This window comes from Actinokineospora diospyrosa, assembly GCF_024171925.1.
Taxonomy (GTDB): domain Bacteria; phylum Actinomycetota; class Actinomycetes; order Mycobacteriales; family Pseudonocardiaceae; genus Actinokineospora; species Actinokineospora diospyrosa.
Genome location: NZ_JAMTCO010000004.1, coordinates 258,934 through 279,939 on the forward strand (window position 1 = coordinate 258,934; position 21,006 = coordinate 279,939).

The window sequence follows — 21,006 nt, forward strand, 5'->3', positions numbered from 1 at the left end:
CATTCTCTCATTGATCATGGACCTACTGTCTACATTGGCCCGAATCAAGATCGACTAGCTCAGACTGGAGAAATCCTGGAGCGGTCGGTCTCCAGTGGGTATGAAAACGCTGTTATGCATCATGTTGATCTCGTTGCGACGCGTGATGTCCGCTACGTGCCCCAGCCGTCCTGGACAGCGGTCAACGTGCCGCATGTCGGTCACCCGGGAAAGTAGATGCATCGCCGTCAGTGTGCGCCAGAGATCAGACCACTGAGGCGCCCGTGAATGACATCGAGCGAAGCGGCGGCGTGTGGGTATGGCCTGTGGACGGCGCGGCGTCGTTCGGCGACAGTGGCCGCGCCGTGGTGGAGCAAGATCCTCGCCCAGCACCGGACCAATGCCTGCTCTGACAAGGGTTCCTCTGAGATCGCTCGATTGGGTACTCCGTCGTAGCGGAACGGGCAGGGTCGGCGATGATGGAGTGTGTCCGCAAAGGCGATGTTCGACGTTCATGCCGACCGGTGGGTTCGGATACGGTCTGGCGGGCAGTCCGAGGAGCATGCTCCGGGCGCGGATCCCAGTTTCGGGTTCGATGACAGCGGGTTCTTGCTTGAGCCGGATTCGGGCTCGTCGGGTTGGTGTCGCCCCGAGGAGGCAGCGGCGTGGGGCGGATGGGTACTGCTGGGCGAGCCGGGTGCCGGGAAGAGCACTGAGTTCCGCAGGTTGTCCGGTGCTCACTCCGATAACGAGGACCCTTTGCCGGGAGAGAGCGGCACCTTGTGGGTGGACGCAGGCGACTGGGACTCCGTACACGCGGTCGACGCGCGGCTCGGTCCCCATCTCGGCGCGCTCCCGATCAAGCCTGGTTCCGGCGAGGCGTCGGCCGAGCCGGTGTCGTTGCTCATCGTGCTTGATCAGTTGGATGAAAGCGCGTGTCTACACCAGCTTCCGCAGTGGTTGAGATCTCGGCTACAGGGCAAGGACACTCGCGGACTGCGGATCTGGGTCGGGTGTCGAGCGGCGGACTACCAGGACCGACTTACGGGAGTGTTGAGCCACGCTCTGGGCCGATGCATGGTGGGCGACCTCGCACCACTGACTCGGAGGGCTGCCGCCGAGCTGGTTCGGAGCACCGGAGACGATGTCGACGACTTCCTGCACTGGGTCGTGTCGGCGTCGGCTGGGGCGCTGGCGCGTGTCCCACTGACCCTGTGGGTGTTGTTGGGCGCCTACCGCGAACCGTCAGAGTCGATCGACGCGACTCCCCTGGGCCTGTTCACCCATGGGGTGGAAGTGCTTGCCGCTGAACACGATCCGGACCGCGCACATTCGTGGGACGACAGCACTCGCCAGCAGCGAGTGGCGATCGCCTCGCGTGTGGCCGCTCATCTGCTCTTCAGCGCCCGCCGCTCGGTCCACGTCGACGACAACGGGTTGCTGACCGATGTCGCCGTGCCCCTCGGGCAGTTGGTAGGCGCCGACGAGACCGCGGGATTAGGTACCTTCGAGGTCACGCGTCGTCGCGTCCGGGAGACGTTGGAGACCGCGCTGTTCAGCCGGACCCGGTTCACGGCCCAGTTTGCCCACTCCTCCTTCGCTGCCTTTCTCACTGCCCGCTATCTCGCCGAGCGACTTCACGCGCCCGCTCCGATTCCTCGCCTGCAACTGGAAGAACTGTTCCTGGTCACAGCGGCGGACGAGCCAACCGCAGCCATCCCCGAACGACTGCGGGAAACCGCCGCCTGGCTGCTAACCCACGCTCCGACCAAGGCGATGTGGCTGGCGCACGCCGACCCTGAAGGCTTGCTCGCCCACACGGCGCTGATCACCCACCCGGGCGTGCGCGAGGTACTGGTCAATGGGCTGCTCGATCGGGCCGACCGTATCGAACTCTTCGATCGGAGCTGGCGCCACACTCGCTGGGATCTCGCCCACCCCGGCCTCCGTACACAGCTCACTGAGGCCCTCACCACCGTTGTGGACGACACCAGCGACTGGCCCGATGTCGCCCGCGCCCGTCTCGCCCTGCGGTTGGCCCACGACTCTCATTCGCCCGACCTGGCCGATCTCCTACTGGACATCGTGGAGGACCCGGCATGGCCTATCACGCTACGCAGACTGGCCGTGAGCGCCGCCATGGCGGTGGATCCCGCAGCCGTGACCATCACCCGGCTCCGCGCCACCCTGGCCACACTGCAGCCCCCACCCGATTCCCAACCTCCGACCCCCGATTGGGACGGCAGTCAACACGAGGCGCCATCGGAACTGGCGGCAATGCTTCTCCGTGAACTGTGGCCCGCCCACCTCACATTCGCGGAGGTGTCGCGGTTTCTCCGCATCACCGCTTCCGGCGCTATAAAGGCGCACTCGCCTACCAGATCGAGCTGCTACCTGGCCGTGTTCGCGAGGAGGAACTTCCCGCCCTGCTGGCCCGGGCAGAACAGATCCTTCGAATCCACGGAGTCTCGATCACCATCCCCGGCATCGAGGACGACGACCTATATGACGACGACGTGCACGGCATAGCGGTACCCGGCGCCCTCACCGTCGAGCGTGCTGGCCGCATTCGCGACCTGATCGCCGCCGTGGTCTGCCGTCTCCTCGACTCGCCGAGCGCCTGGGACCACCTTGACCGTGTGGCCGAGATGCTTCTCTGGAGCCTCGGTCGATTCTCCAACACCCCGCTGCCAGGCTCGTTGACCTGTGTCAACGCCGTCGACGGAACCGAGCCCGACCACATCCGTGATCTTCGTCGGGCGCTCGCCGAATCGCTGCTGCGCCTAGCACACACCCGCTTCCAGACGAACCTCTCCCTGTGGGCGCACAAGATCAAGTCTGGTTGGGGACGGCGCTCGCACAGTCTCGGGCGCGACATTCCGTCTGGCCTGGCCTACCGCAGTCGCCCCAGCCTGCTGTACTCCGACGACGCCGACTGGGCCGCAGACCTGGCCGCCAAACACAAGAACCATTCACCCGCGCTGGCTGACGCCTTCCATGAGCTGGCGCAACGGCTCAGCACACCACCTCCTGAAGCTCCCGTCGGCCCAACGGTCGATCCCACGCAGATCGAGAAGTTCGTCGCCGTGCAACGCGACTTGTTCGATCGGGCTTTCGCAGGGGAAGTCTCGGTGTTCGCCCAGTTGGTCGCGAACATGCAGTTCGATCCCGACACTCTCCGCGGAGAGTTGTGGTCAAGCTGGCGGGTGGCCGAGATGCCTGCCGCCCGGATCTGGAGCGGCGACAAGGACTGGATCGTGCGATTCCGGCACGCCGCCACCACATACCTACGCGAGGAACACGACCATCACGAAGACTGGCTAGGCCACGGGACAACGAACCGCGCTCTGGCGGCCATGGTCGCGTTCACCTCCCTTCACGACCCAGACCACGCCGCCGACACAGACCACAGCGCGACCGCCTGGACCGACATCCCCGACAACCGGTGGGCGAACTGGGTCGGGGTCATCCTCGACCAAGCCGATCGCTTCAACCACACCCACCACAAGCTCGACGGCGCACTCTTGGCGCGAGCAGCCCAACACGCGTTTGGCGAACTGGCCGACGTCTTGCGAACGCTCGTCGCCCGACAGCTCGAGCAGGGCCGAACTGTGCGGCTGCCGCAGCTCCCCTCCAGCGTGATGCCCATACTCGCCGACCTAGCGAGGACAACCGCCGATCAACTACTGGCCGCGACCTCGGACACCCCCGATGACCAACCTCCGCAGTGGAACACGGCCCTCGCAAGTTGGCAGAACCTCGTGCAGCAACCGCTTCAAGCGCACGACCCCGCCACACTCGCCCTCGCTACCCGACTCGTCGCCGAACGATCCGGCCCGGCAGAGGGCCCCAGCCAGCAACTAGCCGTCACTGCGGCGACCAGCATGCTCGCCGCCAATCCCGCCGCCCACTGGCCCGACCTGCATCCACTACTCGCCGCGGACCCTGACTTTGCCAGCAGATTCGCCCTGCACAGCGCTGACTACCTACGCCGCGGCGCCCTGCTCACAGAACTCAACGAAACACAACTCATCGACGCCTACCACTGGTTGACCAACTCCAGCAATTCCGAGATCGACCTTATCTCCGCCGGAGCGCACGCCGTCACACCCGAAGAAGAAGTCCACTTCTTCCGCAGCGACATCCTCTCCGCGCTCGCCAAGCGAGGAACCGCCGACGCCGTCCACCGCCTCGCGGAACTTGCCCGGGCGAACCCCACCATGCTCGCCCTGCAAGCCCAGCTTCATCAAGCCCGCCGCAATGCCCAGGCCGCCATCACCACGCACCTCCCGCCCGACCAAGTCAGCCAACTCCTCGCAGACCCTCGTCGACGGGTCATCAACACCGCCGCTCAAGCCGTGCCAGTGATCCTCGAGGCACTCCAAGCCGTGCAGGACGACCTGCCCTCGCACAGCAACCTCCTCTGGGACCGAGACGGCACCAAACCCGAAACTGACCAAGACAGCACGAAGATCGATACCTGGCGTCCAAAGTCCGAAGGCGCCCTCAGCGCTTACCTGGCCCACGAACTACGCCTCCGGCTCGCTCACACCCCAGTCGTCATCAACCGCGAAGTCGTCATCCTCCCCACCGACGCCGGTGACTCCGGCGAACGACCTGACATCAAGGTCGACTTCGTCCCACACAAAGGGTCCACTGGCGGAATCATCAGCATCCCTCTCGAGATCAAAGGAGCATGGCACGAGAAAACACTCACCTCACAGGCCACACAACTAGCCCCCTACTGCGCCACACTAGGCACCGACCACGGCATCTACCTGGTCGGCTGGTTCCCCATCGCTCAGTGGACCTCTCCCATACCCAGCGAGAAAGTTCGCCGAAACGACGCGAGCAAGCACACGAGCGCCAAGGCCCTACTCGACACACTTGTAGAACAAGCTGCAAGTATCCTTCTTGAAACCAGGACGAGTACGCACCCACTTGTCCTGACTATACGCCGACAAGCTCCACGAAGGACAGATGAGTAACAGGCGCTAACGCCAGTACCCGACCTACCAGTCTTGCTCGCCTTCTTGGTGGAACATGGCGATACGAGCGATCTCGTCGTCAAGCCATTGCAGAGTAGCGCTGAGCGGCCAATGGAGGTCGTCGTTTTCGGATGTGGTTTCAATGAGGTGGAGGGTCCTGGTGCGAGCCTGGTTGAGTTTGGTGGAAAACTCTCCTGTCAAGCCCCAGGGGTGGGGACGCATTGCCTCGGCGACGACGGCGCGAACGGTTTCGACTGTGGAAGATTCGGCGGTGCGACAGCTGCGGATGAGGCGACGGGCTAGATCGGGCCGATACAGAGGCCACATGGTCACCGCTTTAAGTGCCCTGGTGAGAGCGAGCGCCTGGCCAGATTCCAGGGTGTCGGCAGCGGCTGCGAAGTGGTGAGCCTTCTCGGCGCTCATGGTTTCGCCAATCACGATCTCGGCGATGACCGCGGCCGTCTGCGGGTCAGCGAATGCCGCGTGGCTTAGCCATCTAGCGAGCACATCGACGTGTTGGTCGAACACGACAGTCAGTGATTGGATTTCAGCAGAGGCTCCGAGGCCCTGAGTGGCCAGGCCAGCAAGGTGGTCCAGGACCATCTCCGGGTGGTTGCGGGCGATTCCCGCCGCGATCTCGCCCACAATGTAGCTGTCCCACCCGGCGTGGCCACCGAATGCGAGGACCGCATCGGCATCGGCCTTGTCAAGCAGGCGCCCCCAGGTATCACCGTCGTAGTTGCAGGCGTGCTCTAGCAGCAGTTCCGCAGCCCGGCCGGTGACGCCAGCCTCGATGAACATCGGCACGTGCTGGGTTGGCGCCGAAGCGAGAAGCGGATGGGCGGCGAGCAGGAACTTGTCACGTATGTTCATGTCATCGTCTGTGAGTCCGGCGTCGAGGACCTGCCGGAACGCTCCGTCGCCCGCCCATCCACCGCTGGTGAACGCAATGGCGACAGCTGCTTTGAGTTCAACCGGAAAGGTCTCGTAATCCTGGATCCAGACTTGCACTGCCGCAGAGTCCAGCATGTTCCAATACTCAAGCAGGGGCGGCAGTTGTGCCTCAAGCGGGCCGGGGAGACATCTTGCTGCGTCGCGGACGAGTTCTGATGTGAGCTGGGGCTCGTCTGCGGCGATGGCACGTAGCAGCCAAGAATTGATATGGCGTGCTGGTGCCGCGAGCTGTACCTGCCGAAGCACGGTGTCGAACTCCTCCGCAGTGCGAATGGTGCCTCCATCGGCAATGAAGCCAGCAACCGCGCGTTGTCGAGACGCAGCTAGTTCGGCTTGTCGACGGTGATGTCGGCGGACTGCGCCACTCATCTGGGGGGCGCCATCGGCGCCAGCATCCGTCTGGTCGCCCTCGTCCACCGCGGCATTGGTCCCTGAGCTCAGCTCGTCGATCGTCGGCAGCGGGACGCCACGGCGGTTGCAGAGCGGATAGTGGAAGCCGACGACGGCTTCGGCGAGATCGTCGCCACGCTCGTCGAGTTCGGTCACCAGCGTCAGGGCCGCGTGACGCAGTGGCAACGATGGGGCTCGTACCGCCGTGAATGCGATGGCCTCGCGTATCAAGCGCCGGATGACCGGGCTGTTACTGGCCGACGCCGCCTCCGCCATTGTGGCGATGGAGGCGAGGTCATCGTCCTCCCAGGCAAGCACCTCGGCCTCGCTTGGCTGCCGCCCGAACCCGCCATGCGGCGGTCGGACCGCGTAGCCGAGCAGGTCGACCGCCGCCCCCGCATGCCGCAGCTCGGCTCCTGCTGCAGCATCCCGCAGGATGATGCGGATGCGGTTGCGGACCGGCCGCACCGAGTCGGGAGAGACTGAGTACGGCGTGAACCCTATCGACAGTGAGCTCTGCTGCTCTGCGGTGTGACCGTCCTTGGCCAGCAGCGGCTTGAGCGCAAATAGTGGGGTAACGACGTCTCGGGAGTCGCCCGCCTCAGCGAGCCAGCTTTCTACTCGGCTCGCGATCGTCATCGGTGCGTCCGGGTGTGTCAATGTCCCGAGGTTTGCCAGCGTGTCCGCGATCACTCGTTCGGGGTGATTGGGCTCGCTGTTGGTCGCGCGTGAGTCAGCGCGGCGCAGGTCCCACAGTGCGTCCAGCGCCGCCGTCAGCAGTGTGTGATCAGCCGTGGCGCACGTCGCATAAAGGTTGGCCAGACGCAACCTAGCCCGGTGGGAGTCGGCGGAGTCCACATCAACCGTTCGTACGCGGATCTCGTCCAAAGCCTCGATCAGCAGGTGTGGCTGCGTGCTGGCCAACGCCGCCGTCCGGTCCAGCACAGATCCCAAACGACCGACATCCGTGTTCGTGATGTCAGTCCGCACCTGGTCCCACACCTCGGTGAAGACAGAAGGACCGCCACGTCGACGCAATCTCCAGTCGAGTGCGGCGAGCTCGGTGAGTAGTTTCCCCTGGAACTGCCTCCCGAACGCCCGCCATAGCTTAAGCGCCAGTCCGGTGTCGTAGCGTCCGGTGCATGCTTGGCCGTCCAGAACGGCGTCAGCGAGAACGTCGGGGGTGACCCTCAGTCCGCCGTGATGAGACACCAACACGCCGCGATCACGGAACTGTTCAACCAGCTCAAACATACGGGCCTGGCCCACACCGCAGAACTCGGCAACGTCCGCCAGCACCGCAACGTCGTTCTCAGGTGTCGAACCAAGCGCGGCGAACACAGCCAACACCTTGCGAGCAGGATCATCGACCCCACCGACGACGAACTCCTGGTACCGAGCCATGACCTGATCCCTCAGGGACTCGTTCGCGGCCACGGGTCCGCTCAGCTCCCCGCTACGGATCAGATTTGCCGCGACTACAGCGACGTACGGACTGTGGACCGCTTGGTCTACGAAGTACTCCGTGACTGACCATGGCAATCCCAGGTCCTCGGTCAGCGACTGGACCAGCTTGCGAGAGTGGTTCTTGGACAGCTCGCCCACTACAATCTCCGACACATCCCCAGCGGAATACCGGGCGGTCGCGATCTGTGCGCGGATAGCATCCAGACCGATCGGGCGTGCCCCCAACACCAACCTTGTCCCTGGAACACGCCTCACATAGGTGAACAGCGGCGCGAGTGAGTCCGGGTCCTGATGCGCGTCGTCCACGACCACCACAGCGGGCACGTGCGGCAACTCCGCCATCGCGGTCGCGTCCAACCGACCACCAGGGGAGGACAGCACCACAGGGACTTCCGGGTTCTCGATCTCGAACAGCCGAAGCGCCTCCAAGACCAGCCGTGTCTTTCCACGGCCGCCTGGGCCGCTGACCACCACGACCGGCCTCGTACCATCCGCGCTGGCCAACGCTTCAGCAAGGCTGTCCAACTCGACTTGCCTACCGCAATGCGGCCCGAGATCGTTGAGAACCGTCATGGGATCCACCCGGTCTGCGGCAAAGGACTCTAAACTCAGAAACGCGTCCTCACCCGGTACCTCCAGCAGTGCTCTGCGCCGCTGCGGCCCCCAGGTGCGGTCCAACACATCACGACGCCGATGCAGCGGTACGTCATCCAGCATGCGCCTCAGACCACGCCGGTCCAACAGCGACCATCTCGGGAACGCCCGCAGCGCTGTTCGTGCAGCGCTGGAAGCCTCGACTGAGAGGACCAAGACGTACTCGTCGGCCAGATAGGAACACGCCTTCACTGCCTTGCGAACTTCCGCGGCTGTGAACTGGGCGTAGCGCTTGCACTGCCAGGCAACCGTCGTGCCGTCGCTCCACCGGCCGACAAAGTCGACACCATCCTGCCGGTCGCCACGGCGTCCCCACCGCTCAATCGACGCTACCTTCCGATCCAGTCCGACAGAGAACCGATGCGCACCCAACACACGCTCGGTGAAGTCCTCGAACTCACCTGGCGACAGCTCGGGAGTCGGCAACAAGCCCGGCTCCACATCTTTGCGACTCTGCCTACCAGCCATCACCGCAGCTTAGTCGACTCAACGTGGTCAAGCGTCGACGATTGAGCCCAATGGTGTTGGAATCGAGGCCCTGCTTCCAACGACTTCGACGGCCCCGAGTCTTAGCACACGTCCCCCTGCCGCGCGACCCGTCCAGCTCGACGCCTTCAACCCGGTCTACCGAACTGCAACCGTCATGCTGCTGCGAGTTGGAGGAGTGGGGTGTCGAGCGCGGTCTCGTGGGTGGCGAGTTGGGTGAGGGTGGCGAGTGCGGTGTCCCAGCGGTGTTGGAGGTTGGTGAGGAGTCGGGTTTCGACTTCGGGGGCTACGTGGCTGTAGATGTCTTGGATTTTGTCGGGGACGCGGTGGCCGAGGCGGCGGGCTTGGGCTACTTCGGGGATGCCGTCGGCGATCATCCAGGTTTTGTGGCTGTGGCGTAGGCCGTGGACGGTGAGGCCGGGTTCGGTGGGGGGTAGGTGGAGTCGGTGGCGTGGGTGGCGGAGGGTGCCGTCGGCGGCGGGGCGCATGATGCGGCGGGAGAAGTTGGAGCGGCGGGGGTGGCCGTGGTCGGGGGTGAGGAAGACGAATGGGTGGGTATGGGTGGTGAGCAGGTAGGTGAGCAGGGCGATGAGGAACGGGGGGAGGGAGACGGAGCGGGCGGACTCGGCGGTTTTGGGTGGGCCGAGTTCGAAGTGACCGCCGATCTCCAGGAGGGCGCCGGTGTCGTGGTGGATGGTCAGGGTGCCGAGGTCGAGGTTGAGGTTGTGGCGTTGCAGGCCGAGGAGTTCTCCCCAGCGGGCGCCGGTCCAGGCAGCGGTGAGGACGAGGATCCCTGCCCAGATACCGCCGAGGGCGGCGGCGTGCAGGGCGATGCGTAGTGCCTTCTCGGGTGTGGTCCAGATGCGTTCGATGGTGCGTTCGTGTCGGCGGCGTCCGCGCCGGTTGGGGCGGATGGGGTTGGCGATGATCATGTTCTCGTCGGCGGCGTCGGACAGCATCATCGCCAGGAGTTTCACCATCGTGGCCGTGGTCGATCGGGCGTAGCCCTCGGCGCGTTTCTTCTTCGCCCAGGTGGTGACGCCGATACCGGTGATGCTCGAGAGCGATGTCTGGCCCCAGCGGGGTTCGAGGTGGTTGCGGAACAGACTTTCGTATTGCACGGTGGTGTTGGGCCCGACATCGAGCGCGTCGAACCAGGGCACCGCCCACTCCGCAAGGGTGATGCGGCCTGCCGCCGGGTCGTGGAAGGTGCCTCGCCGCTTGTCGACGTTGATCTCGTCGGCCGCGTTCTGAGCTGCGGTTTTCGTGGGGAACCCCGAGATCGATCCGAGTGTCCCGTCATCGGCAGGATAGCGAACTCGCCACGTGTTCTTTCCGCATTTCTCAGCGTAAGCCATGGTTCACCATTTCGCGGATGGAGCGATTGATGGGCATATGGACGCTCCATATGCAGGGAATGTCAACCACAGTGTCAAGAGATGCTTGCCGCGAAACCAGCAGTGCGCCGCATCAAGTGGCATTGTTTCCGGCTGCCGCGGCCGACATGATGGCGATGAGGTCGTCGTGGCTGAACCGGAGATGTTTGCCCACATATCGACAGGGGACCGCGCGGGCCGCGGCCTTGCGCCGGAGCCACGATGGCCGCACCTGCAGCATGGCAGCAGCTTGTTCGGCAGTGAACAGCAGCGGCGACGTGGGTGCCTCCCGGCTGGAAGGGGGCTGGTGGACGCGATTCGAGGACATCGAGGGCCTCAGACTGGCCCTGGAAATACGGATGGAGCGTGACATCTCAACCCCTTAGGCGGTGAAGATCAGGCCGCAAGTCCCGGATCACGGCAGTTGAGTCATAACCGCGGATCGTGACCTGGAGAGTCATCAGTGCGAAGTGGACACATGCGGGGTCACTAGAGGCGATGGCATCGGGTAGCAAGTGAGGCCGAGTAATTTTGGCGCCGAAACGCGGCGACGTTCTCCACCAGAACGAGCGCGGAGTCGTAGTACACCAACGGCCGCATTGATGGGGGTCCAGAGTCCGCTGCGGGTTCCCTGCTCGATACCCGAGCGTTTTCCGGCGACAGAGATGTCCTGGCAGGGGAACCCGCCTGTGAGCACGTCGACGGGCTCGACTGTGCCCAGTCGATGTGCCGCAGGTCCCCGAGGTTGGGTGCGTCGGGCAGCCGGGCAACGGGCTTTCGGGTGACGTGCGGGTCGGGGTCGGCGATCTAGGCGAGCCGTCCGCCGAGCACGGCCAGCGCTCCCAGGTCCCGACCGCTGGCGCCGGTGCACAACGATCCGACCACAGGACCGATCTCGCCCCCGACCTGGGTCTTCGACCCAGGTCGGGTGTGCGGGTTTGTTGCCGTGGTGGCGTGCTCCGGGCGGTTCACGCCAGGGCTCATGTCCACCGGGACCGTGTGTCGGGTGTCGTCTCGGCGGCCGGAGTCGAGGGCGCCTGAACATCTCCGGTCCTGTCCGCCGTGGCGGTGTCGTCGGTGTTGGTGAGGGCGGTGCGGAAGACGAGGACGTCCTCGTGGGCGATCAGATGTAGCGGAAGCCCAGCTTCGCGTTGTTTGCGGATGAAGTCGCGTTGGAAGAACGAGCCGCGGGCGACGAAGTCGGTCTCGGCTGCGCGGGCCAGTAGCGCCACGTTGCGCTCGACCGGGATGAGTCCAGCCGCGACGCCGCAGGCGAGGATCTGGGCGGGCAGGTCGATGAGCTCGGAGTGCTCGCGCCACGGGCGGATGGTGATGGCGATGTGCCCGCCGGGGCGTAGGAAGGTGCGCAGTCCGAACAGGATGCGGGTGAACCCGGCGAGCAGGCGGTGGTGGCCGACGTTGGCGAGATTGCCGCGGTCGAGGGTGTTGCCGTAGCGGTGGTGGTACTTCTGCACGCCCTCGCCCGGTCCGACGGAGACCTGGCCGTGGGTGGAGGGCCCGTAGGGCGGGGAGGTCACCACCAACGCCGCCTGGCCGACGTACTCGGGCGGCAGCAGCGTCACCAACTGGCGGGCGTCGCCCTGGAAGACCCGCGCGTCGTGGACGACGCCGTCGCTCCGTGCGCCGTCGAGATTCGCTTTCGCAACCTCGACCCAGTGGGGTTTGTACTCGACGCCGACGGCGCGGCGGCCGAGGCGGACGGCTTCGACGAGGGTGGTGCCGATGCCGCACATCGGGTCGAGGACCAGGTCGCCGGGCCGGGTGTAGTGGGTGATGGCGTGGCGGGCGACCTCGGGCAGCATCTTGGCCGGGTGCGCGGTCGAGGCGGGCACGTACTTGTTCTTGCGTTGCGTGACCGGGGACGTCTGCGCGGTCGTCCACACCGACACCGCCTCCGGGCGTTCGTCGAGCGGGTCGTCCGCCGGGTCGTCGGTGGTGGGGTGTCGGGTGTCGAGGGCGTTGATGAGGTCGCGCGGGATGGGGAGGGTCGGTTCGTCGGCGGGGTCGGCGACGGTGTCGTGGACGGGCGGGGTGGCGTGGGCCTGGGTCACGGGCGCGGCTTCCTGGTGGTGGGCGGGGTCGGCGCTGGGCACGGTGGTCATCAGGCAGCACTCCCGTCGCGCGAGACGGCGGTGGGCGGCGGGGTGGGTGGCCGGTGCTCGTGCGGCTGGGCGAAGACCAACAGGTCGGAGTGGATCCGCCGGTGGGGTGCGGGCAGGCCGCGGACACGGGCGCGGTGCCCCTCCTCCGCTCCGCCGCCGGTGCGGTCTCGGCCGTCCGATTCGGGGTCGGGTCGGAGGAAGCGGCCGATTCGGATGGGGGTGTGCAGGGTGACGATGTGCTGCAGGTAGAGCAGGTCGGCGGTCTGCCCGGCGGCCACCACGTCCCCGGTCGGGTCGGTCAACCGGCCGCCGCGCCAGTCACAGTGGGTGAGCACGACGAAGACGCCGCCGACCCGCAGCAGCCGGGCCGCGAGCAGTGCCGCGCTGTCGGCGAGCGGGACGCCGAGGCGCCCCGGCGGGAAGCTGGCGATGACCAGGTCCGCGGTCGCGACGGTCGAGTCTGGACCGTCGGAGGTGGCTGTCGTGGCGGTGGGCGCGTCGGGTTGCGGGATGGGTGAGGTGGCGGGGGTGGGGTCGGTGACGAGGTCTGCCCAGAACGGGCGCGACGTGCCCGCGGACACCGCGCGGGCGTCCGGGAGCCGCTCGATGCGCGGTACTCGTCCGAGGTGTTCGACCGTGGCGTGAGCCTCGGCCAACTCGGGCTCCGGGTCGGTGTCGGGGGCGTGGTCGATCACCCCGTCGGACCCGATCCAGCCGGGCGGCAGGTGGTGGTCGCGGGTGGGTTCGGCCAGGAGCACGACATGCGCGCCGGGCTCGCTGAACGACAGTGCGATCCGTTCCACGAGCGCGACCGGCCACCCGCTCTCGAGCTGGATCGGCGTGGCACCCGTAGGCCACACGGTTGCCGGGGTCGGCGACGCGGACGCCTTGGCGGAGCGGGTCCGGGTGGTGTCGGTGGTGGGCTTGGCGGGGCTGACGCGGGTGGTGTCGGGGGCAGTGGGCCAGGGGCGGCGGTCTCCGCCTCGGCGCCCGCCGGGGCGGTTGTCGGTGGGGTGGGTGGCGTCGTCGCGTTGGCTTGGGGCGCGGCGGTTGGAGGTGGGCACGAAGTGTCCCTTCGGGAGGGCGAGTTGCGCCTGCCGGGGCGTGGCGCTTGGACACTTCTCAACTCCGGAAAACACGCTCTCCGGGGACACTCGTCGGCGAACTTTTTCGCCGACTTTCGGCAGCCGCCTTCACGGTGATGAGGCTCGTGCCCGCGCGTACGCGAGAGCAGGTACCCGAACCACGAAACGGACTTCGCTCGTGCCTTGAAGATTTCTCTTCGGTGGAGACGGGACTCGATCGTCTACACATGTTGCCGAGCGTGGTCGTGCCGTCACAGCTATTACCGGAGTGGTACGAAACTGGTACCGCGCCACGGAAGCCCAGCTAGACCGTTACGCGCGGTCGCTGTCGTCGATCTTGCCGTCGATCCCATGTGATCCACATACGTCAGGGTGGGCGATCTTGTGTGTCTTCTGGGCGATCTTGGTACTGGTTCGGTACCTGTGCGGTAAGAGTTCCGTACCAGTTCGGTAAGAGGTTCGTACCACCCCGGGTGGCGTCCTGGGCGGGTCGTTGTTCCGACTCGCTTCAGGAGCGATTCCCATGACTTCCCGTCAGTCCATTCCGCGCTCGGGTTTCGAGCACCACCAGAACGCCGTGGACGCGGCGCGTGTGGCGTTCGAGTGGTTGGTCACCGGGCCGCACCCGGTCTCGATCGACGGCCGTCTGTTCCCCGGATTCCCCGCGCGGCGGGTGCCGCTGGACGAGGTGTGCGACCGGCTGCTGCAGCGCCGGTGCCCGCAGACGTTGCGGGACGCGGTGTGGGCGCACCTGGTGCTGCTCTCGCGCACCGAGGGCGGCGCCTGGACCGTCGGCGCGGTCGGTGTCGCGCTGCCCGCGTTGACCTCGATCTGCGCGAAGTTGACGGCGCGGTTCGCGGGCGACCCGAGCGACATCTACGGCGCGGTGGTGGCCGGGTTCGTCGCCGAACTCGGCGAAGTGGACCTGCGTCGGCCGCGCATCATGAACCGGCTGCGGTGGGCCGCCTACCGCGCCGGTCACGCGTGCGTGCGTGAGGCGTTGGACGCGCCTATCCCCTTCAGCCACGGGTACAGGTCGATCGAGCCACCGCCACCGGCGGGGCACCCCGACTTCGTCCTCGCGGACGCGGTCGCCGCGGGCGCCATCACCGCCGCCGAGGCCGAACTCATCGGCTCCACCCGCTTCGAGGACGTGTCGCTGGCCGACGCCGCCGCGCTGCGCAACGTGTCCCGCCAAGCGGTGAGAAAGGCACGTCGGCGGGCCGAGTACCGCCTCGCCGATTACCTGCTCGCCGACACCCGCGACACCCCGACCACACAGGACGTTCCCCGCGATCCGACGCTCCGAGTCACCGACGGCACCGGTCCCACCAGCGCGGTCGAACCCCCGAGTGTCGAGGGAGCGCGATCACGCACCGCTACCACGTCCCGGACGGAGAAAGTTCACGACCACGTGTCCCCGCGAGAGCGGTTTTCCGGAGTTGAGAAGCGCGGGAGAAGACACACCCCCGCGAATCCCTCGCCCCAGCCTCACCCGCTGTCGGGCACGACTCCGGGAGCGTCGCGATGCGCCTGAACCGACCCCACCCTTCTCCCTCACACAGCCGCGTCCTCGACCACGAGGCCATCAGCAACCGTCCTGACACGACACCGACTCCCCCGTCGCCCACCCGCACTCGGCCGAGTCCCCGCGGCACCGACTCCTCGTCGACGGCGCCCGGCGGTCGCGGTCGACCGCGCCGCCGGGGCCCGGTGGTCCTCGGGTTGGTCGCGCTGGCCTTTCTCACGTCCGTGTCGCCGGCGCACGCGGACACGATGGTGCTCGCGATCGCGGGCAGCGTCGACGAGGTCCTGACCAACATCCGCAACTGGATCATGGGCATCCTCGCGTTGCTGGCGACGGTGTTCCTCACCATCGGCGGCGTCCGCCGCGTGTTCGGCGCGGGCGACCCGGGCGAGCAGGAGAAGTCCAAAGAGGCGTTCAAGGCCGCCGGGATCGGCTACGCGCTGGCCGCTCTGGCCCCGCTGGTCGTGACGGTGCTCAAGGGCATCGTCGGGGGCTGAGCCGATGACCCCCACCGGCCTCACCACGCCATCTCACACCCCGACAACCACCACGCGAGACGCCCCGACCGGTGCCCCGGATCGGCCCATGCTCGCCCCGCCGACGACCCGGCCCCGACGGCGGACGCGGTTCGCGCGACCCGCACGGGCACGGGCCCTGGTGGCGTTGACGGTCAGCCTGCTCGTCCTCGTCGTCGCCGCACTCGCCGCCGCGGGCACCGACTCGCACGGCGGCCCACGGGTGTCGCTGGCCGCCGTCGTGCAGCCGCCTGTGTTGCCGATTCCCACGGTCGAGCCGGATCCGTGCGGGTCGCTGCCGCTGCCGGTCTGCGGCACCGTGCCCCCGACCGCCTCGACCACACCGTCGACGCCGCCGTGCACCGGTGAGGGCTGCATCCCCCAACCCGGGGCCACCACCACGCCCGCGCCCGGTCCGGGCACCGGGCAGCCGGGGCAGGGCGGTGAGGAGGAGGACGACTGCGGGATCACCGACCCCGTGGCGTGCGTGACCGAGGCAATCAACGCGCTGTTTCGGGGCATCGTCACCGAGGCGCTCAACCCGCTCCTCGATCTCTTGGGGCGCACGTTGTTGACCACGCCGATGCCGGACTCGTTGCCCCGCCTCGGCGAGCTGTGGGACAACTCATGGCAGATCCTGCTGATCGCCTACGGGCTGCTGGTGCTCATCGCGGGCGTCATCGCGATGAGCTACCAGACCCTCCAAACACGACACTCGATCAAGGAACTCGCACCCCGCCTCGTGGTCGGGTTCCTGGCCGGAGCGCTGTCGCTGTGGGTGGCGACCAAAGGCATCCAGATCGCCAACGCGTTGGTGGCCGCGATCATGGGCGGTGGGGTCGACGCGACCACGGCCGGGCAGACGCTGCGCAACCTCGTCATCGGGTCGCTCAACGGCGGGCTGTGGATCATCTTCATCGGTCTTTTCCTCGCCGGGATGCTCATCGCCCTGCTCATCACCTACGTCGTCCGCGTCGCCCTCACCCTCCTGTTGATCGGCGGTGCGCCGCTGGCGTTGATGTTCCACGCCCTCCCACAGACCGAGGGCATCGGCTACTGGTGGTGGAAAGCCTACGGCGGTTGCCTGGCCATCCAGATCGGACAATCCCTCACCCTCATCACCGGCGTGAAGGTCTTCCTGGCCCCGGGTGGGTTCACGGTCTTCGGACCGACCGTGTCCGGGCTGGTCAACCTCCTCGTGGCGTTGGCGTTGATGTACATCCTGTTCAAGATCCCGTTCTGGGTACTCGGATCCATCCGCGGCGGAGGCGGCCGGTCCCTGATCGGCGGGCTCGTCAAGGGCTTCCTCGCCTACAAGACCTTCGGCCTGCTCGGGGGAGGCGGAGGTGGCGGGCGGCGAGGACCCCGCTCGACCGGCACCCCGAAGAACGGGGGCCGCGGCGACGCAGGCGGTGACGGCCAGCTTGACCCGTACAAGTCCACGCGCGCCACCCCGGGCGGTCAGCTGATGTTGCCCTTGCCCGGTGTCCGCCGCACCCACCCGACCACCGCGAAGAAGACGCCCACGCCGACGGCGACACCCGCCGCCCCGGGCAAAGGCCAGGGGCGTCAGCTGGCGTTGCCGTTGGGCGAGGACTGGCCGGAGAACAAGCCGGTCCTCGGCCGCGACGGCCAGTACCGACTGCCCCTGGACGTCCAGCCCACACCCCCGTCGCCCGCCCCGCCCCCGGCTGCCGACCCGGGTGTTCCCCGCGCGGCCAGGAAGCGTGCGAGGCAGCCGGAGTTGCCATTCGACCCGTACCAGGGCAACCGCCCGACCAGCAGCGGGCAATACCCGCTCCCACTGGACGGCGTGCGTCGAGTACCCCGCCCACTCGGTCCGACACCGCCCCCACCGGCTCCGCCCACGTCGCCCGCTCGTCGGTCCCGTGCGACGCAGCCCGAGCTGCCCTTCGACCCCTACAAGGGCGTCCGCCCCACCAGCACCGGGCAGTACCCGCTCCCACTGGACGGGGTGCGGCGAGTGCCACCTCCAGCACCCGGCCCGTCGCGAGCACCGGTACCTCCGAAGGCACCGGCACCGCGTCCTCGAGTCGTGCAGCCGGAGCTGCCCTTCGACCCCCACAAGGGTGTTCGCCCGACCAGCACGGGGCAGTACCCGCTCCCGCTGGACGGGGTGCGGCGCACTCCCGCCGCACCACCGGCACCGCCCACACCGGCACCGCCCGGACCCTCGCGCCCGGCGCCACGCGCCGGGAAGCAGCTGCGGTTGCCGTTGGACCTGCCCAAGCCGCCGACCCCGCCGCGCTTCACCCCACCACCGCCGCAGCCGCCTGTTCCACCACCAGCTGCGCGGCCCACCACCCCGAAGCCTGGAGGTAAGCCATGACCGCGCCTGTGCGCATCCCGGCCGATGTGGACATGCACGACCGTGTCCTCGGCCCGCTGACCGCCCGCCAACTCGCGATCCTCGCCACCGCCGGGGCCGCGCTCTACCTGCTGTGGGCCGCGACCCGCGCCTTGGTGCCGTTGCCGGTGTTCCTGGCCGTGGCCGTCCCGGTCGGAGCCGCGTCGGCGATGCTCGCCCTCGGCCGCCGCGACGGGGTCCCGATGGACATCCTGCTCCTCGCCGCGATCCGCCAGCGCCTCGCCCCGCGCCACCGAGTCGCCGCGCCCGAGGGGGTACGGCCAGCACCCGCCTGGCTCACCACCACCAACGCCACCACAGAGGGCGCGGGAAAGCGCGCCGGTCGCGGAGCACCGCCGTCGGATGAGCCGGTGTCGCCCTCGGCGTTGCGGCTTCCCGCCGAGTCGGTCACCGAAGCCGGTGTCGTGGACCTCGGCGCCGACGGCCTGGCGGTGGTCGCGGTCGCCAGCACGGTCAACTTCGCCCTGCGGACCGCGGCCGAGCAGGAGGCGCTCGTCGCGAGTTTCGGGCGGTACCTGCACTCCCTGACCGCCCCGGTGCAGATCCTCGTGCGGACCGAGCGGCTGGACCTGTCCGCGCAGATCGCCGAGCTCCACGCGAGGTCCGGTGGGTTGCCGCACCCCGCTCTGGAGGCCGCGGCGATCGAGCACGCCGACTACCTCGTCCACCTCGGGCGACAGTCCGACCTGCTCCGCAGGCAAGTACTGCTCGTGCTGCGCGAACCCCTCGGCCCCACCGGGCCGACCGACGGGTTGGGTGGCCCCGGGCCGCTGGCCGTGCTCGCCGCGATGTCCGGCAAGCGCCGCAAGACCACGAGCGGGCAGGCCGACATCGGGGCCCGGCGGGCGGCGGAGACGCGTCTGGTGCGTCGCCTCGGCGAGGCCGTCGAGCTGCTGTCCCCCGCGGGCATCGTGGTGACACCTCTGGACGCCGGGCAGGTGACCTCGGTGCTGGCCTCGGCGTGCAACCCGGACAGTCTGCTGCCCCCGTCGGCCGAGCTGGCGGGCGCCGACGAGGTCATCACCACCACCCCCACCGCGTGGTTCGTCGAGGACGACCGCGACCCCGTCCCCCAGCACGACCCCCGGATGGCTGCCCGCGACGAGGGCGGCGACTGGGACTACGACGAGGACTTCGAGGACGAGAGGAGGCGCTCCTGATGGGCACCCGCACACACCGCACTCCCCGCCGTAAAGCCTCGACGGCCGCGGCGCCCGGAGCCGCGGCGTTCACCCCCGACGCCCTCTCCGTCGCCGCCCGCCACCTGGAGGTCGGCGGCGAGTGGGTCAGCTCGTTCGCCGTCGTCGGCTTCCCGCGTGAGGTGCACCCGGGGTGGCTGGCGCCGCTGCTGACCTACCCCGGTCGCCTGGACGTGTCCGTCCACATCGAGCCGATCGACCCGGCCACCGCCGCCGACCGACTGCGCAAGCAACTGGCGAAACTCGAGGCCGGGCGACGTCACACCGCCGAGCACGGCAGATTGTTCGACCCGCGGGTCGAGGCCGCCACCGAGGACGCCTACGACCTGTCCTCCCGGGTGGCCCGCGGTGAGGGGAGGTTGTTCCGGGTCGGGCTGTACCTGACCATCCACGCCGCCACCGAGAAGACCTTGGCCGACGAGGTCGCGGCGCTGCGCTCGCTGTGCGCGTCGTTGTTGTTGGACGCCAAGCACACCACTTACCGGTCTCTGCAGGGCTGGGTGTCGACGTTGCCGATGGGCTTGGACCTGATCGGGATGCGCAGAACGTTCGACACCGCCGCGTTGGGCGCGTCGTTCCCGTTCACCAGCCCGGATCTGCCCGCGCCTGACCCCACCTCCGTGGCCGCGCCGTCGGGGGTGCTCTACGGCTACAACATCGGCAGCCAGGGATTGGTGCACTGGGACCGGTTCGGCGAGGGGATGCACAACCACAACAGCGTGATCCTCGGCCGGAGCGGGGCCGGCAAGTCATACCTCGTCAAACTCGAACTCCTGCGCAGCCTCTACCGGGGCATCGAGATCGCCGTCATCGACCCCGAAGACGAATACGCCCGCCTCGCGAGCGCGGTCGGCGGCACCTACGTCCACCTCGGCGCCCCAGGCGTCAGGTTGAACCCGTTCGACCTGCCCATCCACACCCGTGCCGACGGGCGGCGGACCGCGCCCAAGGACGCGCTCACGCGGCGCAGCCTGTTCCTGCACACGGTGATCGCCGTCCTCATCGGACAGGAGTTGGAGGCGGGCGAGCGGGCGGCGCTGGACCGGGCGATCGCCGCGACCTACCAGTCCGTCGGCATCACCGCCGACCCCCGCACCTGGACCAGACCCTCCCCAACCCTGCGCGACCTGCGCGACCGGCTCGCCGAGCCCAGGCAGGGCGGTGAGCGGTCCGCGGCCGAGCTCGCCGCCCGCCTGCACCCCTACGTGGACGGGGCCTTCGCGCAGCTGTTCGACGGCCCGACCAGCACCAGCCCGGAGGGACACCTCACGGTGTTCAGCCTGCGGGACCTTCCCGACGAGTTGAAGGGTGCTGGCACGCTGCTGGTGTTGGACGCGGTGTGGCGTCGGGTGTCCAACCCGGCCGTTCGGCGTCCGCGGCTGGTCGTGGTGGACGAGGCATGGCTGCTGATGCAGCAGCGGGCGGGTGCGGAGTTTCTCTTTCGCATGGCCAAGTCCAGCCGCAAACACTGGGCCGGGGTGACCGTGGCCACCCAGGACACCCCGGATCTGCTCGGCAGTGAGCTGGGCCAGGCGATCGTGGCCAACGCCGCCACCCAGGTCTTGCTGCGCCAAGCGCCGCAGGCCATCGACGAGGTCGGCCGCGCGTTCGACCTCTCCGCCGGAGAGCGAGCGTTCCTGCTCTCGGCTGATCGCGGCCAGGGCTTGCTGTCCAGTGGGACTCAGCGGGTCGCGTTCCAGGCCATCGCCTCCCCGACCGAGCACGACCTGGTCACCAGCAACCCCGCCGAACTCGCCACCCACCCCGACACCCACCACGCCGAGGACATGTTCGTCGACCTCGGCGACGACGAGGGGTTCGACAGCGACGACACCCCGATCGATCTGGGCACCGCATGAGCCCGCACCCAGCG

At 67.9% G+C, this 21,006-nt stretch carries 13 protein-coding genes; 7 read left to right on the top strand and 6 right to left on the bottom strand.

The genetic code is table 11. The features are described 5' to 3' along the window. The first annotated feature begins 765 nt into the window (after window positions 1-765). Complete coding sequence (locus LV75_RS08335) at window positions 766-2,508, top strand: NACHT domain-containing protein (protein WP_253886213.1); 1,743 nt, start codon at window positions 766-768, stop codon at window positions 2,506-2,508. After that, complete coding sequence (locus LV75_RS08340; protein ID WP_253886214.1) at window positions 2,496-4,967, top strand: hypothetical protein; 2,472 nt, start codon at window positions 2,496-2,498, stop codon at window positions 4,965-4,967. The genes LV75_RS08335 and LV75_RS08340 overlap by 13 nt, the downstream gene beginning before the upstream one ends. 24 nt (window positions 4,968-4,991) lie before the next feature. On the opposite strand, the gene LV75_RS08345 is transcribed toward LV75_RS08340, so the two are convergent. From LV75_RS08345 to LV75_RS08365, 6 genes are all read right to left on the bottom strand, one after another. Further along, window positions 4,992-8,900: a restriction endonuclease gene (locus LV75_RS08345; RefSeq protein WP_253886215.1), complete on the bottom strand. Its 3,909-nt coding sequence runs from the start codon at window positions 8,898-8,900 to the stop codon at window positions 4,992-4,994. A 173-nt stretch (window positions 8,901-9,073) separates the two neighbouring features. Continuing rightward, window positions 9,074-10,276: a tyrosine-type recombinase/integrase gene (locus LV75_RS08350; RefSeq protein WP_253886216.1), complete on the bottom strand. Its 1,203-nt coding sequence runs from the start codon at window positions 10,274-10,276 to the stop codon at window positions 9,074-9,076. Between the two features lie 112 nt (window positions 10,277-10,388). Further along, entirely contained in the window at window positions 10,389-10,667 is a 279-nt protein-coding gene (locus LV75_RS35840; RefSeq protein ID WP_372504150.1) for a helix-turn-helix domain-containing protein, read from the bottom strand. 87 nt (window positions 10,668-10,754) lie between these two features. Further along, window positions 10,755-11,339, bottom strand: coding sequence for a DNA cytosine methyltransferase (locus LV75_RS08355; protein ID WP_253886217.1), 585 nt, complete (start codon window positions 11,337-11,339; stop codon window positions 10,755-10,757). Then, window positions 11,275-12,417 (bottom strand): TRM11 family SAM-dependent methyltransferase, encoded by a 1,143-nt coding sequence (locus LV75_RS08360; RefSeq protein ID WP_253886218.1) that lies wholly within the window; start codon window positions 12,415-12,417, stop codon window positions 11,275-11,277. The genes LV75_RS08355 and LV75_RS08360 overlap by 65 nt, the downstream gene beginning before the upstream one ends. Continuing rightward, on the bottom strand, window positions 12,417-13,481 hold the full coding sequence (locus LV75_RS08365; RefSeq protein ID WP_253886219.1) for a hypothetical protein: 1,065 nt from the start codon (window positions 13,479-13,481) through the stop codon (window positions 12,417-12,419). The genes LV75_RS08360 and LV75_RS08365 overlap by 1 nt, the downstream gene beginning before the upstream one ends. Before the next feature lie 544 nt (window positions 13,482-14,025). On the opposite strand from LV75_RS08365, the gene LV75_RS08370 reads away from it, so the two are divergent. The 5 genes from LV75_RS08370 to LV75_RS08390 all read left to right on the top strand — a co-directional run bounded on the left by LV75_RS08370 (window position 14,026) and on the right by LV75_RS08390 (window position 20,992). Further along, window positions 14,026-15,039: a PqqD family protein gene (locus tag LV75_RS08370; protein WP_253886220.1), complete on the top strand. Its 1,014-nt coding sequence runs from the start codon at window positions 14,026-14,028 to the stop codon at window positions 15,037-15,039. 215 nt (window positions 15,040-15,254) lie between these two features. Then, on the top strand, window positions 15,255-15,527 hold the full coding sequence (locus tag LV75_RS08375) for a pilin (protein ID WP_308210898.1): 273 nt from the start codon (window positions 15,255-15,257) through the stop codon (window positions 15,525-15,527). A 160-nt stretch (window positions 15,528-15,687) separates the two neighbouring features. Then, complete coding sequence (locus LV75_RS08380) at window positions 15,688-17,895, top strand: TrbL/VirB6 family protein (protein WP_253886221.1); 2,208 nt, start codon at window positions 15,688-15,690, stop codon at window positions 17,893-17,895. Beyond that, complete coding sequence (locus LV75_RS08385; protein ID WP_253886222.1) at window positions 17,892-19,094, top strand: PrgI family protein; 1,203 nt, start codon at window positions 17,892-17,894, stop codon at window positions 19,092-19,094. Before LV75_RS08380 ends, LV75_RS08385 begins: the two co-directional genes overlap by 4 nt. Further along, window positions 19,094-20,992 (top strand): VirB4 family type IV secretion system protein, encoded by a 1,899-nt coding sequence (locus LV75_RS08390; protein ID WP_253886223.1) that lies wholly within the window; start codon window positions 19,094-19,096, stop codon window positions 20,990-20,992. The genes LV75_RS08385 and LV75_RS08390 overlap by 1 nt, the downstream gene beginning before the upstream one ends. Window positions 20,993-21,006: the final 14 nt, after the last annotated feature.

What these genes read in the sequence shown, in the direction of transcription:
- LV75_RS08345 (WP_253886215.1), bottom strand. Translation starts at nt 8,900, where the DNA reads ATGGCTGGTAGGCAGAGTCGCAAAGATGTGGAGCCGGGCTTGTTGCCG.
- LV75_RS08350 (WP_253886216.1), bottom strand. Translation starts at nt 10,276, where the DNA reads ATGGCTTACGCTGAGAAATGCGGAAAGAACACGTGGCGAGTTCGCTAT.
- LV75_RS35840 (WP_372504150.1), bottom strand. Translation starts at nt 10,667, where the DNA reads ATGTCACGCTCCATCCGTATTTCCAGGGCCAGTCTGAGGCCCTCGATG.
- LV75_RS08355 (WP_253886217.1), bottom strand. Translation starts at nt 11,339, where the DNA reads ATGTTCAGGCGCCCTCGACTCCGGCCGCCGAGACGACACCCGACACAC.
- LV75_RS08360 (WP_253886218.1), bottom strand. Translation starts at nt 12,417, where the DNA reads ATGACCACCGTGCCCAGCGCCGACCCCGCCCACCACCAGGAAGCCGCG.
- LV75_RS08370 (WP_253886220.1), top strand. Translation starts at nt 14,026, where the DNA reads ATGACTTCCCGTCAGTCCATTCCGCGCTCGGGTTTCGAGCACCACCAG.
- LV75_RS08385 (WP_253886222.1), top strand. Translation starts at nt 17,892, where the DNA reads ATGACCGCGCCTGTGCGCATCCCGGCCGATGTGGACATGCACGACCGT.
- LV75_RS08390 (WP_253886223.1), top strand. Translation starts at nt 19,094, where the DNA reads ATGGGCACCCGCACACACCGCACTCCCCGCCGTAAAGCCTCGACGGCC.